This window comes from Rufibacter ruber (assembly GCF_001647275.1).
Lineage (GTDB): Bacteria > Bacteroidota > Bacteroidia > Cytophagales > Hymenobacteraceae > Nibribacter > Nibribacter ruber_C.
On record NZ_LRMM01000089.1, the window covers coordinates 1 to 16,279 of the forward strand.

10 protein-coding genes are annotated in these 16,279 nt (G+C 52.3%); 9 read left to right on the forward strand and 1 reads right to left on the reverse strand.

Features of this window, described 5'->3' with window-relative positions; genetic code table 11:
- Positions 1–139 precede the first annotated feature (139 nt).
- The 6 genes from A8O25_RS20435 (at position 140) to A8O25_RS20460 (ending at position 6,912) form a co-directional block, all read left to right on the forward strand.
- Positions 140–424, forward strand: coding sequence for a hypothetical protein (locus A8O25_RS20435; protein ID WP_153042853.1), 285 nt, complete (start codon positions 140–142; stop codon positions 422–424).
- A 110-nt stretch (positions 425–534) separates the two neighbouring features.
- On the forward strand, positions 535–1,581 hold the full coding sequence (locus tag A8O25_RS20440; RefSeq protein ID WP_066839197.1) for an aldo/keto reductase: 1,047 nt from the start codon (positions 535–537) through the stop codon (positions 1,579–1,581).
- A 333-nt stretch (positions 1,582–1,914) separates the two neighbouring features.
- The gene (locus tag A8O25_RS20445; protein WP_066839200.1) at positions 1,915–2,205 is read left to right on the forward strand and encodes a hypothetical protein; all 291 of its coding nucleotides are present in this window, start codon (positions 1,915–1,917) and stop codon (positions 2,203–2,205) included.
- 58 nt (positions 2,206–2,263) lie between these two features.
- On the forward strand, positions 2,264–3,043 hold the full coding sequence (locus A8O25_RS20450; RefSeq protein WP_066839204.1) for an alpha/beta fold hydrolase: 780 nt from the start codon (positions 2,264–2,266) through the stop codon (positions 3,041–3,043).
- Between the two features lie 241 nt (positions 3,044–3,284).
- A complete protein-coding gene (locus A8O25_RS20455) occupies positions 3,285–3,773 on the forward strand; it encodes a hypothetical protein (RefSeq protein WP_066839206.1) in 489 nt (162 codons plus the stop codon).
- Positions 3,774–3,978: 205 nt separating this feature from the next.
- Entirely contained in the window at positions 3,979–6,912 is a 2,934-nt protein-coding gene (locus tag A8O25_RS20460) for a WD40/YVTN/BNR-like repeat-containing protein (protein WP_066839209.1), read from the forward strand.
- Between the two features lie 294 nt (positions 6,913–7,206).
- On the opposite strand, the gene A8O25_RS20465 is transcribed toward A8O25_RS20460, so the two are convergent.
- Positions 7,207–7,671, reverse strand: a complete 465-nt coding sequence (locus tag A8O25_RS20465) for a response regulator (RefSeq protein ID WP_066839212.1) — start codon at positions 7,669–7,671, stop codon at positions 7,207–7,209.
- 347 nt (positions 7,672–8,018) lie between these two features.
- Between A8O25_RS20465 and A8O25_RS20470 the strand changes: the two genes are divergently transcribed.
- The 3 genes from A8O25_RS20470 (at position 8,019) to A8O25_RS20485 (ending at position 15,978) form a co-directional block, all read left to right on the forward strand.
- Complete coding sequence (locus A8O25_RS20470; RefSeq protein WP_153042854.1) at positions 8,019–9,077, forward strand: hypothetical protein; 1,059 nt, start codon at positions 8,019–8,021, stop codon at positions 9,075–9,077.
- A 435-nt stretch (positions 9,078–9,512) separates the two neighbouring features.
- Positions 9,513–15,011 (forward strand): phosphodiester glycosidase family protein, encoded by a 5,499-nt coding sequence (locus A8O25_RS20475; protein WP_082893797.1) that lies wholly within the window; start codon positions 9,513–9,515, stop codon positions 15,009–15,011.
- 652 nt (positions 15,012–15,663) lie between these two features.
- On the forward strand, positions 15,664–15,978 hold the full coding sequence (locus A8O25_RS20485) for a DUF6970 domain-containing protein (protein WP_066839222.1): 315 nt from the start codon (positions 15,664–15,666) through the stop codon (positions 15,976–15,978).
- Positions 15,979–16,279: the final 301 nt, after the last annotated feature.

Consider the following 16,279-nt stretch of genomic DNA (forward strand, 5'->3'; position numbering starts at 1 on the left):
CTTATCGCTTCCATTGAGTTAGGGCTTGGTGAGAAATGTTGTCGCAAACACTTTTACCTCCCTAATTCTTTGGAAGTTATTAAACTCTAAACAGCTTCTAAATTTATACCGGACACATAATATATGTTGGGTATTTTATTTGCCTACTTATATTGAACCTACATTTTCAGAGAAAATTCTTACAGAAGTAGAAACTACTCATCAAGTGAATAGAGAGATTCACGGTGATTTTGTAGCGGATTGTATACTACAGAGAAAGGTAGTGGTTGGTCTTGCATTTCCAGATGTTCTAGCTATTTTAGGGAGCTCTAATGATATTATTCTGAGGAATGTAAATGAAAGCTTAGAAATAGCGATTGCTATATATGATGATTACTATGTGTTGTTTGAGAATGGAATAGCTGTGTTTGTGAAAGAAATTTAATTTTTAGGTAATTCTAATAGTATGATCTTGTAAGAGGTTCATAATTAGATATCCTCAAATAAATTCCGTAGTGAAATAAACATTACTACCCAATCATACACACACAAACTATGGAATACAGAAGATTAGGGGGATCAGGGCTGGAGGTGCCGGTGCTGAGCTTCGGGACGGCTACCTTTGGCGGCGGCAATGAGTTCTTCAAAGCGTGGGGCAGCACGCAGGTAGACGAGGCCACCCGCCTGGTCAACCTCTGCCTGGACGCGGGCGTCAACTTCTTTGACACCGCCAACACCTACTCCCAGGGCCTGGCCGAAGAAATCTTAGGCAAGGCCATTGCCGGCAAACGCCACCAGATGATTCTCTCCACCAAAGGCACCTTCCCCTTCGGCCAAGGGCCGAATAACCAAGGCTCCTCCCGGTTTCACCTGCTGCAGCAGGTAGAGGGCAGTCTAAAACGCCTGGGCACCGATTATATTGATATCTACCACATGCACGGCTTTGACGGCAACACGCCCGTAGAGGAAACGCTGCGCACCCTGGATGACCTCATTCAGAGCGGGAAGGTGCGCTACATAGCGGCGTCTAACTTCTCAGGCTGGCACCTCATGAAGTCGCTGTCGGTTTCTGAGCGCTACGGCTGGAACAAATACGTGGGGCACCAGGTGTACTACTCCCTCGCCAACCGCGAATACGAGTGGGAACTCATGCCGCTGGGGCTGGACCAGAACGTAGGGGCCATCATCTGGTCGCCGCTGGCCGCCGGAAGGCTGGGCGGAAAGTACCGCCGCAACCAGCCCCTGCCCGCAGACAGCCGCGTGGCGCAAGGCGGCAGCCCCGTGCCCGAAGCCGTGGTGAACGAAGAAGTTTTCTACAACACCCTGGACGCCTTAGACCAAGTGGCCGAAGAAGCCGGGAAAACCGTGGCGCAGGTGGCCCTGAACTGGCTCCTGCAGCGGCCAACGGTCTCCAGCATCATCTTCGGGGCCCGGAACGAGGAGCAGCTCAGGCAGAACCTGGGGGCCGTGGGCTGGAACCTGACCCTGGAACAGGTGAAGAAGCTGGACCAAGCCAGCGAAGTACCGCCCATTTACCCCTACTGGCACCAGCGCCAGAACCTCAAACTGAACCCCATCCCAGATTTTTACAAGGAGCGGTAGCCGCTGAAATTAGGCACCGGTTGCAACGCTTTTTTTAACGTGTAGCTTCCTCCTTTTAAGTACTTCCTTCTTTTGTCATTCTGGGAGAATCTTAGGAACAGGCGGCAAACGGGAAATAGCTTTAGCCATTCTAGTCCGCCCACTGTTCCCTAAGATTCTTCCAGAATGCCCATAGGGGAGCAGGCTATTTATGACCAGCCGGTGTTTCATGTTCCTGTTTCTGGCCTGTTTTTCAGAAAACAGGCCAGAAACAGGAAAGCGCTTTTCGCCAGAAGTCAGTTTTTCTGGTGTTCGCTTGGAAATGGGTATCTTTAAGCAACTATTTTCCTGGCTATGTCTGTTCCCACGCTTCCCCTTCCGCAAAAAATCAAAGCGTACGCTGCCTCTTTCCTGCTGGTGCTCCTCATTTACGTGGTGATTGACCTGTACGTGCCCCTCAAGCACCTTTTTGTGGGCGAGCCCCTATCTTTTCAGGAGGCGTTCACCTACATCAACCTCCAGAGCAAGTGGCCTATCATTCTTATCATAGGCCTGCTAATGGGCCGCAACAGTGTGCGTAAAAAAGAAAGAGCGCTGCAAGGCGCTGTGTCCCAAACGCCTGTACCGCCCACTTCTGTTCAATAACCCTTTTCCGTTTTTGGTCTGTTTTGCGTAAAACAGGCCAAAAACACACCTCCGCACTATGAGCAACTCCCTTCTACACTACACTGTTTCGGGCGCTGGCCCGGCCCTTGTCTTTTTGCACGGCTTCTGCGAGAGCCAAGAGGTCTGGACTGATTTTGTCACGCCGCTGGCAAACCAATTTAGAATTATCACCCTAGACCTGCCCGGCCACGGCCGAAGCCCAATTCCAGATGATTTTACAATGGAGGCGCAGGCCCGGCAGGTGCACCAGACGCTGCAGGCGCTTCACGTGGAAAAATGCCTGCTGGTGGGCCACTCCATGGGCGGTTATGTGTCACTGGCTTTCGCCGAAAAATACCCGGAGCTGCTGCGCGGGCTCTGCCTGTTCCATTCCAGCGCCTTGCCAGACACGCCAGAGAAAAGGGAAAACCGGGACAAGACCGCTGACTTCGTGCGGAAGCACGGCGTAGACAAGTTCATGGATTCTTTTGTGGCCCCGCTCTTCGCGGCCGGCAACCGGGAGGCCAACCAGGCGGCCATTGAGAAAATGCAAGCCATTGGCAAAGCCACCCCGCCAGAATCAATTGTGGGCTGCCTGCAAGCCATGCGCGACCGGGCAGACCGCACCGAAGTGCTGAAAAACGCTGCGTACCCGGTGCTGTTCCTGGCGGGCAAAGAAGATCTGGCGGTGCCGCTGGAAGCCACCTTGCAGCAGTGCCACCTGCCGGAGAACTGCATGACGTATTTTCTGGGTCAGGTGGGCCACATGGGCATGTTTGAGAGAACCGCACCCACCCGGCAGGCCCTGCTCAAATTTGCCGAGCTGCTGCCGTCCTGACCCCAACGCCTCTGGGGTAACCCCAAGGCCAAGCCTCTAGAACCACGTTCTGTTTTGGGCCTGTTTTCTTAAAAACGGCCCCAAAACAGAACGTGGTTTTTCATTTAGGGCCCCTCTGCCTTCGTATATTAGGAAGAAGCTATACATTCTGTTTTAGATATAGCATTTTTACTATTTTTTAACTAGTATTAGCCTCATTTTCAGTTATAAGCCCCAACCTCTTGTCTTTTGATCCGGAGAAATGAACAACGCGTACTTTCATCTGCTCTTGAACCATGCGCCTGTCTACACCGTGCTGTTTGGTATTGTCTTGTTGTTGTATGGGTTGTTGGCCCGCAACATTAGCCTGGTAAAAGCGGGGCTGACCAGCGTGCTGGTGGCTACGCTGCTAACCATGCCGGCCTATTTTACGGGCGAGGGCGCCGAGGAAGTGGTGGAGCACCTGCCCGGCATTCACCATGCTGACATTGAGGCCCATGAGCAAATGGCCGAATGGGCGCTGTGGGCCATGGGCACCGCCGGCACGGCCGCGCTGCTGGGCCTGCTCACCACGTCTAGCCGCCCGGCCCGGGCGCGTAAGCCCAAGGTGTGGGCCGTGGTTACGCTGGTAGTTAGTATTGGCGCGTTTGCCCTTTTAGTCTGGACCGGGCTTACCGGGGGCGCAATCAGGCACTCTGAGCTGAAGGAGGTAGCGCCGCCGGTGCCGCAGCCGCCAGCAGGCAACCCATGATTTAGCCGTACGCTTCGCAATTGCCAGAGCCTGTTTTGGGGCTGTTTTCAGAAAAACGGCCCCAAAACAGGTTTCTTTTTCAGGTAGATTTCTTTCAGGCCTTGCCTGGCAACCGTTCTGCGGGGCGGGGTGCTGTATTTTATTAACTCCTGAATTTCCTCTAACTTCAGGCTTCGCCCGAAGGGCAACCCAACCTACACATTTTATGCTACGCAAACCACTCTACCCGCTGGCGCTGCTGGGGCTGTTGAGCTTTTCACCTGCCTTCGCCCAGAAGAACAAAGACAAACAACCCGCTTTCACCCCGGCCAAAGAACGCCTGGAAGGCTACCAGCAGCGGCTCCAGCTGCAACGAAACTCCCTGGTGAGCAACCTGCCGTTCCGGAACGTGGGGCCCACCGTCATGAGCGGCCGCGTGGTAGATGTAGACGTGAACCCCGCAGACCCCACCAATTTTTATGTGGCCTACGCCTCCGGCGGATTGTGGCACACCACCAATAACGGCCTCTCGTTTGAACCGCTCTTCCAGAATGAGACGGTAATTACCATTGGGGATATTTATGTGGACTGGAAGACCAACACCATTTGGCTGGGCACCGGTGAAAGCAACTCCAGCCGGTCCTCTTACTCGGGCGTAGGCATTTACCGCAGTACAGACGGCGGCAGGACATGGCAGCACAAAGGGCTTCCTGAGAGTCATCATATTGGCCGCATCATTCAACACCCTTCAGATCCTAACACCGCGTGGGTCTCGGTGCTGGGGCATCTGTACTCTCCTAACCAGGAACGCGGCGTGTACAAGACCACAGACGGCGGCAACATCTGGAAGCATGTTCTAAAGGGTGCCAATGCGAACACGGGCGCGGTAGACCTGGTGGTAGACCCAACCAATCCCAGTACCCTGTATGCCAGCCTTTGGGAGCGCGAGCGCCGGGCCTGGAACTTTGTGGAAAGCGGTCCTGGCAGCGGGATTTTCAAGAGCACTGACGGCGGCGAAACCTGGCAGCGGCTGAACACCGGTTTCCCGCAAGGGGAAGGCGTGGGTCGGATTGGCCTGAGTGTTTTTCCGCAGAACCCCAAAATTATTTACGCCAGCGTTGACAACCAGGAGCTACGCAAAGACGTGAAGCCCGCGGTGGCGGCCACTCCCAACAAGCTGCGCAAAGAGCAGTTCAAAGACTTTTCTAAAGAAGATTTCCTGAAGCTGGATAATGCGGCGGTGAATACTTTCTTAGACGAAAATAATTTTCCGCGCCAGTACACGGCCAAAGCGGTGAAGGAGATGGTGCGCACTGAGAAAATCAGACCGGTGGCGTTGTCAGATTTTCTGGTAGACGCTAATTCCATGATGATAGAGACGCCGGTGACGGGCGCGCAGGTGTACCGCTCTGAAGACGGCGGCCAAACCTGGAAGAAGACGCATGATGGCTACATAGATGACCTATACTACACGTATGGCTATTATTTTGGCGTGATCAGGGTGTCGCCGCTGAACCCGGACCATGTGTATCTGCTGGGGGTGCCGTTGATCAAATCTGAAGACGGGGGCAAAACCTGGAAAGAGATTGCCGGCGACAATGTGCACTCAGACCACCAGGATCTGTGGGTGAGCCCTACGCGGCCCGGTCACCTGGTGAACGGCAATGACGGTGGCATCAACATCACCTATGATGACGGCAAAACCTGGTTTAAGGCCAATTCTCCGGCGGTAGGGCAGTTTTACTCGGTAGCCATTGACATGGCCACGCCTTATAATGTGTACGGCGGCCTGCAGGACAACGGCGTCTGGGGCGGCCCCAGCACCTACCAGGCCAGCTCGGCGTGGACTGACAACGGACGGTATCCGTACCAGCGTCTGGGCGGCGGCGACGGCATGATGGTGCAGGTTGATTTCAGGGACAACAACACGGTGTATACCGGTTCCCAGTACGGCGCTTACTTTAGATTGAACAAAGCCACCGGCCAGCGCACCTACATTCAGCCCAAGCATGAATTGGGGGAGCGGCCGCTGCGGTTCAACTGGGAAAGCCCTATCCTGCTGTCACGGCACAACCAGGACGTACTGTATTTTGGGTCGAATAAATTCCACCGCTCCCTGAACAAAGGCGAAAACATGGAAGCCCTGTCTGGTGACCTCACCAAAGGCGGCAGGAAAGGTGATGTAGGGTACGGCACCCTGACCAGCATTGAAGAGTCGCCTAAGAAGTTCGGGCTGCTGTACACGGGCTCAGATGACGGCCTGATCCATGTGAGCCGGGACGGCGGCTACAGCTGGACCAAAGTGTCTGACAAACTTCCAGAGAATCTCTGGATCAGTAGTCTTTCGGCCTCAGCCGAAAATGAAGGCACCGTCTACGCCACCCTAAACGGCTACCGCTGGGATGATTTCACGCCGTACCTGTACGTGAGCCAAGACTACGGCAAAACCTGGAAGCGCCTGGGAACCGACCTGCCCAAAGAGCCGCTGAACGTGGTGAAGGAAGACCCAAAGAACCCGAATATTCTGTACGTGGGTTCTGACAACGGCCTGTATGTGTCCCTGGATAAGGGCAAAACATTCCAGGCCATGGGCGGAGATGAGCTGCCGTCGGTGGCGGTACATGATCTGGTGGTGCACCCGCGCGAGAATGACTTGGTGGTGGGCACGCACGGCCGCTCGCTCTACATTGCCAATGTGGCGCATCTGCAGCAGCTTACCGCAGACGTCTTGGGCAAAGCGGTGCATGCCTTTCCGCTGCAGGCGCCGCAATATTCAGAGCGCTGGGGGCAGAAGTGGGGCACCTGGGATAACACCTTCGCGCCTAGCCTCTCCATTCCGTATTACGTAAATGCGGCCGGGGTGACTACCCTCAGAATCAAAACCGACAAGGGGCAGGTGCTGAAGGAGATCAAAGACCAGAGCGAGCGGGGCCTGAACTATGCCAGCTATGACCTTACCCTTGATTCCTCAGCGGCGGGTGCCTATGAGAAAGCCCTGAACGAGGGCCGCAAAGCCGGAGAGCCCGTGAAAATGGCAACCTCAGCCGATCAGAGATTCTACCTTCGCCCGGGCAAGTATGTGGTGGAGCTGGAGAGCAACGGCAAAACCACTACGCAGGAGTTTACCTTGAAAGCGCCTGAACGCAGAGGGCGGGAATAGCAGGAATTTCTGTTTTGGGGCTGTTTTTCCAAAAACAGGCCAAAAACAGGAGGAGGGAGAGGAAGAGTGCCGAATGGCAAAACTAGTGAAGCCCTGGTTTTCTGCTACTGCCGTTCGCCCGCAAGATGCTTGCAGGATGGACCATAAAGGGGATATAAACCGTGTTTCTACCTGAAAGTAGTTGGTGCTTTGATGCTTAGCCTGCCCAAAGTAAAACAGAAAGCCCCGCCAGCAACTACTGGCGGGGCTTTCTGTTTTGGGGCTGTTTTCAGAAAAACAGGCCGGAAACGGGAGCTATTCTTCTGCCTCTTCGTCTTCTTCTGGAGAATCTGGGGTGTTTCCCAGCTCGGTGCCGTCCCCGAAGTGCTCGTTCACCAGGGCCAGGGCGTCTGCCTGGGTGAGGGGTTTGGAGAGGTGGCCGTCTACATCTGGGAACTCCTTGAGTTTGTGCAGGTCGTAGAAGCTGGCAGAAGAGGAGAGGGCGAAGAGCTTTTTGGCTTTCTTGCCTTCGGGCAGGTGCTGGTACTGGTCCAGGAAGTCAAACCCATCCATCACTGACATTTTAATGTCCACCAGAATAAGGTCTAGCGGAAGGCTGGAGTTGGCATGCTCTGCACTGGCCAGGTAGTCCAGGGCGGCCTGGCCGTCTGTGACCACATCTATGTGCTGGGCTATTTCGGCTTTATTGAGAACGCGCTTGTTCATGTAATTGGTGATCTCGTCATCATCAATGAGCAAAATGCGGCTAAGTTTTTCCATAGTACTGGGTTGTTGGCTTAAACGGTAGGGGCTTTGTATGCTGTTCGCTCCAGGTCAAAAGCACCGCATAAATATACACGCTAAAATGGCCTGTTTCTACACCAAGGCTCCCTCTATACGCAAATTAGTGGTCTGGAGCTGCAAATTTTGCCTGGTCTGTTCGTATGCCCCAGAGAAAACGGGGAGCGGCCCTGCCTTCCGCGAGAGCGGCAACAGGCGTAGGGGAAGAAATGTGCTGGAAATAGCCTGAAATATGCGTACCTACAGGGGCTGCACATGGTTTAACCCGGGAAATAAAGTAACTTCCTGACGCAAAATGGTACGCCTTGCCGGCGGAGATGAGATACATGAAGAAGATAGCAATGAGATTGGGTAAGTTTTGGATTGGGGCAGCCGCCGTAGGCTGTATGGCGCTCACGCAGGGCTGTAGTTCTGAAGGCGCGCCTAAAGAGGCCCGTACTGCTGTAACGGCCACCGCCGTGGCAGACTCTGGGGCGGTTCAGAAGAAAGACAGCGTAGCGGCCGTGAAAGACTCAGTGGCGGCCAAACCCGCCGCAGACAGTGCCGCCGCCGCCAAAGAGACGGCTTTTGTGGTGAAAGACGAAGCGGCTTCTAAGCCCGGCGCCATTCTGCCCCACAAACGTATTGTGGCGTATTATGGCAACCCATTATCAAAACGTATGGGGATTTTGGGCGAACTGCCTCCGGCGCAGATGCTGGCCAAACTGGACGAGGAGGTAAAGGCTTGGAACACAGCTGACCCTGCCACGCCCGTACAACCTGCCCTGCATGTAATTGTGGTGACCGCCCAAGGCAAGCCCGGCAGCGGCGGCAAGTACCGCCTGCGCATGAGTGACCACGTGGCAGACTCTGTGATCTCCTGGGCCAAGCAACGAGATGCCATTGTGTTTCTGGATATTCAGATTGGGCAGAGTACCCTGGAGGAGGAGATACCCAGGCTGGAGAAATGGCTCAAACTGCCGCAGGTGCATTTAGGCATAGACCCTGAGTTTGCCATGAAGAACGGAGCCGTGCCCGGCAGGAGAGTGGGCACCCTTGATGCCAAAGAAATTAACTACGCCACCGGTTTCCTGAATGACCTGGCCCAGCGCTATAATATACCGCCCAAAATACTGGTGGTGCACCGGTTTACCCAGCGCATGGTCACCAACTACAAGCAGATAGAGCTGAGGCCCAACGTGCAGATTGTCATTCACATGGATGGCTGGGGGGATAGGGTTCTCAAAAAGAGCACCTATAACTCATATATCAAGCGGGAGCCGGTTCAATACACCGGGTTCAAGCTCTTCTACTATAATGATACTAAGAAGAAGGGCTGGAAGCTTTACAGTCCCGAAGGAATTCTAGCCTTGAACCCGAAGCCGTTGTATATTCAGTATCAGTAGGTAAGATATAAGCGGTTGAAGTACATGAAGCCCATGCCCGGAAAAGGAACTCCCTTTTCTGGCATGGGCTTTCTTTTTGTAGGAATAGGGCGTCTTCTTTTCTTGATTAGTATCAGAATAGTATGACTCTTCAACTATACTTTAAAACTAATTTAACATCTTCTCTGGTTCGGGGGCTTAACAGATACCAAAAATGAATTAAAAATTAAAAATTGTTATTAAGTTGTTGATCATTACATAAATAACCAATACATTTCCCAAGTCAGTTCATACTAACGTCTACCAGAAAAGAAGTAGGGAAGAAAGTAGCCCAGGAAGTGCAAAAGCATGGTAGTAGAACTGGTTAATTATAAGTGAACACAAGCATACCCATCCCGTCTTTTTACGGATACATTACGCGTTTTCAACTTTCCCCCATAATTAACCTATTCGTTCATGAAAAAACACGTACTTCCCCCCAAAGTCCGGTTGGCACTATTGGCATGTCTGCTCTTATGGGTGCAGCCGCTGTTTGCCCAATACACCTGGACACAGCCTGAACATTTAAATGCCGGGCTTCCTCCCTCTATTAAGGTTTTCTATTCTGAAACCCCTGCCGCCCCAGGCGTGACACCGCTCAAGATGTACTATGCACTAGTAGACCTCAATGACCCCAACATGGAGTTCAAAGCGGTATATGGCGGAGGCACGGGTGTAAGTTCGGCTAAAACCCCAGATGGGTGGGCCGCCTTGGAGAAAGACCCGGTGTATGCGGTAATCAACGGCGGTTTCTTCAACACCACCACGTATGAAGCCATGGGTACAGCCGTTCAGGACGGCAAAATACTGGCAATCAACGCCAAATCCAGCGGAGGTAATTATCCTACCCGGAGTGCCTTTGGGGTATTGCCGGGTAACATAGCAGACATTGCCTGGATTTACCATGTGGGTGCCGCCAATACAATGTACCAGTACCCTAACCCTAACCCGGTTGATCAACTCACTGTGCGGCCAACCGCTACCTCCCCTGCGGGAGCAGCCTTGTGGCCGGCCACTACCGCCATTGGCGCAGGGCCCGTATTGGTGCATAACGGCGTAAAGCGAATGACCAAAGACGAAGAGCTCATGTGGGCCAGCGGTGACAACCGGGAACCCCGTACCGCTATTGGGCGCACTGCTGATAACAAAGTAATCTTAATGGTAGTGGAAGGTAGGAACGACGGCATTAGTGCCGGACTGAGCCTTCCGCAGATGGCAGATGTGCTGGTAAGCATTGGGGCCCAGGAGGCGATGAACTTAGACGGCGGAGGGTCTTCTGCCATGTCTGTTAACGGAAAATGGACTATACGCCCCTCAGATGCCGGTTTACAGCGGCCCGTACCCACTGCCTTAATCCTGAAACGCCGCACGCACGTGTATGACACAGACAATCCTGCGCTCTACGCAGAACGGGGTAATGCCTGGACTGAGTCATCTAATACCGGGTTCTACGGGACCTCTAAGGCCAGGGTGATGGCTACTGGCAATGGCACAAACTACGCCACCTATAAACTGAGAGGGATTTCAGCAGGCCGCTATCAGGTAAGCGCCTGGTGGGTGTCCGCCAGTAACCGTAGTACCAACACACCTTACATCATCTACAGAAATAGCACTACTGCCCCAGACACGGTGCGTGTAAACCAAACCGTGAATGGAAGCAAGTTTAACGTTTTGGGCACCTTTGATTTAGGGCCAGATGACTCCATTGTCATCAGCAACCAGGCGTCAGGGCAGTTTGTAACGGCAGACGCTCTCTCCCTGGTGAAGGTGGAGGAAAGTTTTCCCGCAATTGCTTTCTCCAATGCTGTAGAGTTAGAAGAAGTAGTACAAGACCGCACCAGTTCGTTTGATGTTCTCCTTACCAGCCCTAACTCTGGCTTTACAGTACAGAAACTGCGCATTTTCAAAAAGATTGGTGAAAATCAGGAACAGCAGGTAGGCAATGATATTCAGCTGAACGGCAGTTACAGCCATACCTATAACTTTAGCTACCAGGCTTCTGACCCGCTGGGACCGGTGTATTTCCGGTTTGAATTAGAGGATAGCTTTGGGCGTACTGTTTCCAAAAACTTTGAATACCGGGTGGTATCACTTACACAGGTGGTGTTCAAGGGTGGTAAAGAGTTTGGGCGCCATTCCTTAGGGCAGACACTCGCCTTAGACCTAAGTCTGGAAACCCGTGTACAGAACATCAACCTGAAAGAACTGAAAGTCTTTAAATCTGTAGAGGGGGGTGCTGAGCAACAGCTGGGCAGTACCATTGCCCTTCAGGCCCAGCCTCAGCAGGAGTACACCTTCTCGCATACGCTGGAAGACCCGGTGAACAGTAAGGTGAAGTTCAGGTTTGAAGTGTCTGATGTCCGGAACACCACTGCGAGCCGCACCTACCAGGTCAAAGTCATGCCGGCACGTGGCGATTTCAGATTGGCAGTTATTAGTGATCTTAACTCAGGTTTTGGATCAGTAACGTATGAATGGCAGGTAGACAGCATTATGCAACGTATTCCGCGCTTATGGCAGCCAGATATGGTGGTGGCGGGCGGTGACATGATTGCGGGCCAGTCAGCCTCTTTGAATGCCACCCAGGTCGCCAACATGTGGAAGGGCTTTGATGCAAAAGTGGCCAAGCCGCTGCGTGAGGCAGGTATACCGTTTGCCTTCACCATGGGCAATCATGATGCCGCCGCTGGTATGCCTGTTGACCGACAAGAGGCTCTTAATTACTGGAGAAAGCCTGGCAACTTCCCTAACTGGCACCCGGTAGACACCACTAACTATCCATTTTACTTCTCCTACAAGCCTGCGGCTGACTCAGATATTTTCTTTGTGTCCTGGGAAGCCAGCAGCGCCACCATTAGCCCGGCTCAACTTGAGTGGGTGCGGGCACAGTTTAGCAGCCCGGCAGCCAAAGCCGCCAAGTTCAGATTCTTAGTGGGGCACCTGCCGCTGTACGGCGTTGCACAAGAGTACAATTCTGCAGGCAACATCCTGAACAACGCTGCCGCTTTGCAAGCCATGATGGAAGAGCTGGACGTGCACACGTACATTAGCGGTCACCACCATGCTTATTATCCGGGAACGCACGGAGGGGTGGAATTCATGAATGCCGGGGCGGCGGGCTCTGGCCCCCGTAAGTACTTAGGTTATGACGCAGTAGCACCTAATACCGTGACTTTGATGGATGTGTTCCTGGAGCAGGACACAATCATCTACACCACGTTTGAAATCAAGAACCCAGATGCTGATGCCATGGCCGTTTTCAATGAGAAGAGCCTGCCAGAGGTAATTGTGGGGGCCAACGGGCACCTGATCAGGCGTGATGTGCCAATCAGTGGGGCAGCGGTAGGGACCCTCTCTTCCTATAATAAACGGGTTTCTACGGTTGGGCAGGCTAGTGGCACTGTAGAGGCGGTAGAAGTTGGAAATGATATTCGCATAGTAGGCACATTCAGCGGTTTGAAAGGGGCTGTTTTGCCTGAGAGAACGGCTGTAGCTTTATACCAGGGGCTATACCCGGAAGAGGGAACCCTGAAGCTGGCTCTGAAAGTAGAGTCTGCTGATGGCCATAGCGGTACTTTTTTCGGCAGTCTGCCTGCAGACTACGCCGTGAAGGAGCTTATGAGCATGGGAGCATTCTATGTTCTTATCAAAACTGATTCTCTGCCGGAGGGTGAAATACGCACCCAGCTCTATAAGGCTTCTAATGCTGGTCCTGCCGCTGCAGTCTTTACATCACATGATGCCGCTACCGTTTACCCGGTGCGAAACATTAAAGGTTTCTTCTCTGTGAAATGGGATGCTGAGGCAGATGCCGAAAGAAATACGGTCACCTATACCTATCAACTAGCCAAAGATGCCCAGTTCAGCCAATTGTTGCTGCATCAACCCGTTGGCCTGAACACAGAGTACAGCGTTCCCCAGGAAGAGTGGTATGCCGTTTTAGGGGATTCGCCTGTAGGGCAAGCCGTCACATTGTATCACCGCGTAATTGCTTCTGACGGGAAAACAGTGAGCATAAGTGTGCCTGTGGCTCTGCAACTTTCAAAGAGCAATGCCCCTATCACAGGGCCAGTTGAGATTCCGGCGCCAGGGTTTGTGTATGACTGCAGGGTGAAAGACCCAGATGGCAACTGTATTGCTGCCTTTGCCCCTGCCCCAACTACCAATGCCCATGGGGTCACGGTAGACAGAAAAGGGAAAGTTTGGTCAGTAGGCTACAGCCGGGGTGTGCGGGTGCATAACCCAGATGCTACCAAGTGGGAGTTCACCAGTGACAAACTGGAATTTTATCAGGCTGATAAGTCTTATCTGCACTTTATAAATTTCAAAGGCTTTAGAGATGAAGTAAGGTTAGTGACGGGGATAGGGTTAGCGCATGACGGTCATATCCTGGTAGCCTTCAACACCATTCTCTACAAGTTAGATGCCAATACCGGAGAGCCATTGGCCCGCGTTGACACAGATATTTCCTTGACCAACCCCACCTCAGATAGCAACGGAAACATCTTTGTCACCTCTGTCACAGGCAATAAGAGCTATATTTTTAGGCAAAGCGTTGCAGATCCAACATCTTTTGAAGCGGTGGTGACGTTGGCAAATGCCACTGCCTTGCCAGCACGGGCCTCTGGTTCTGTGGCCAGGGCATCTGCGATGGCGCCTGAAGGGAATATCATCTATGTTCCGTACATCTCCGGGAATAAGATTGATAAGTACACCAGTACTGACGGGGTTACCTGGAAACTGGAAGAGGTGATCAGGATTGTATCAAACTCCAAGTCCATTTTTGCAGCGAGCAATAACCGCATGTATGCCGTGGTAGATGCTAGTGGGGACCAGCCTGCCAAACTCATCTTCAGAGATGACAGTAATCCGGCTCAAAAGCTCTCCTGGACCCTCTCCTTGCCAGAGATTCACGGCACTGACCTCCGCGGTTTATCCTTGAGCCCAGGCTTAGACACGGCGTATATTGTCTCTTCTGCGGTAGGAAATGTATATCGCTATGTGTTGCCCAGTGATGGAAATGTCAAGGAAGAGCCCAAAGGGCTGCGGGAGTACACTATTGCCCAGGCGCGTGAAGTGGATGCCGCAGGTAAAGAAATACACGTAGGCGAATATGTATTGCTGAAGGGTGTGGTGGCTACCCCTAATCTCTCCCGGGCGTATCTGGATTTGTCTTTGATGAGTGGCGGAAAGGCGGTTCAGCTTTACCGGGCTGCGCAGGGGGCAAGAACATTTGTGCCGCAGGTGAAAGACAGCATTGCCGCCATTGGGGTACTGCGCAACAACAATGGGTTGCTGCGGGTAGATGTTGACTCCCTCTTCCTGCTTGGTACAAATAGACCATTGCCTGCCCGTGCTACCGTGACAGCCATTGGCGAAGAATTAGAGTCTGTTCCGGTGACCCTTCATCAGGCGTATCCTGTAGACAAAAGTCAGTGGACCGCCGGCCAAGGCTACCATGGTTTTGAAGTGACACTGGAGTCTACAGCCGGAATTGTCAATATGCTGGTGCCGCGTTCCTCATCACTGTACCACCTCCCCGCGCCAAGTGGTATGCTTAAACTAGAAGGCGTGGTGCGGCAATACCAGGACACGCCTCCTTATGTAACCGGCTACTATCTGGTGCCATTACAGTTTAAATCAGAAATTGGCCCTAGAAATGACAAAGATGCGCTTGCCGTAAAAGTGTATCCGGTGCCCACTACAACAGCAATGGTATTTGTAGAGCTGCCGCAGTCTGTGCTGAAAGGGGCGTACATACAAGTTACTGATATGTTTGGGCGAGTGCTTTTGGTGAAAGAAAACCTGCCTGATAAGAAAGCTAGTCTTGATTTATCTAAGCAGCAACCGGGAACATATCTGGTAATTGTCACAACCAAAGACGGCAGAACCGTTCACCGTATCATAAAAGAGTAGGAAATAGCCCACAGGCTCTAAGACCTCTTTATTTTAAAGCAGCTTTAGCCCCCCAAGAAGAAGCCCTGGTAGATGGTCTCTTCTTGGGGGGCTAAAGCTGCTTTAAAAAGGTTTGTTGTTTAGGGGTTATACTTGTGGTTATGGCGCATGCGCCGCTTGTGCCTTTAGGATAGGTAAGCTCCTGTTCTAGGCTGTTTTTGGGAAAATAGCGCCAAAGCGTAAGCACAAGCAGTTGCTTACGCCATGCCAGGGCCAGCCACAGTCCATCACCATAGAAAAAGAAACCACGCCTAAACAGCTTCAAGGCTTGTTGTCAATTATTTGCAGAGATTGGTTTTGGGTTAGTCTCTTTTTACATGGCGGGAGCCGAAACAATGTTGTAGATTGAGGTGCCAAAAGGCTGCGTTCAGCCATCAGAAAGTGCTTGAAAAATTTGTTCTGTTTTTGACCTGTTTTCAGAAAAACAGCCCAAAAACAGAGGGAACTCCTCCCCGGGCAGAACCTGCATCCTGATCAGGCATGTATGAGAAAGCTTCTAGTGATAGAGGTGCAAGTTTTTCTTTTAACGGAAGCAACCAAATAGGCAAAACATGTATCTTTTCTGTACAACGTTCCCGCTTTGAAAAAACTATACGCTCTTTGTGCAGCCCTTTTGCTTATTGTTTCTTCCTGTGAAGACGAAACAATCAAAAAGTCTTGTGCTATTGTAGAGCCGGTAGAGAACATCAAATGGCTGAAGGAAAAGGTGCAAGAACGGAAGACCTCAGAGTATTGCCAGGTGGTGCAGCGGGGCACGTTGAACGGGCACAGCGTCTTTGTGATAGGCACCTGTGCGCCCAATGTCATTTCAATTAAGGCCGTCTATGACTGTGAAGGCAACCTGCTCTGCTATAATGGAGATGAGACCTGCCCTGATTTTGACCAGGAAGTGAAAGCGCTAGAGGTGATCTGGCAGAACGGTAAGTAAGCTTTACCACGTAGTGAGAAATGTGCTGTTCCTGGCCCGGCTTTGCGGGAGGGGCCGGTTTCATCACTTCCTGCGGAAATCAAAGAAGCCGCCTCGGGGATGGGCTTCGGGGTAATTCTTGGTCAAAAGCGCAAACTATCCTGAAACTGATGCGCTAGCGTAAAGAAAACGTCCCGCTCCAGCTGTAAGTACAGGCCGGGGCAGGACGAGTAGGGTAGAGTATAAGGTACTCTTAAAAATCTGTTGGAGCTAAAGATTATGTTTCTGTTTTCGGCCTGTTTTTGAGAAAACAGGCGAAAAC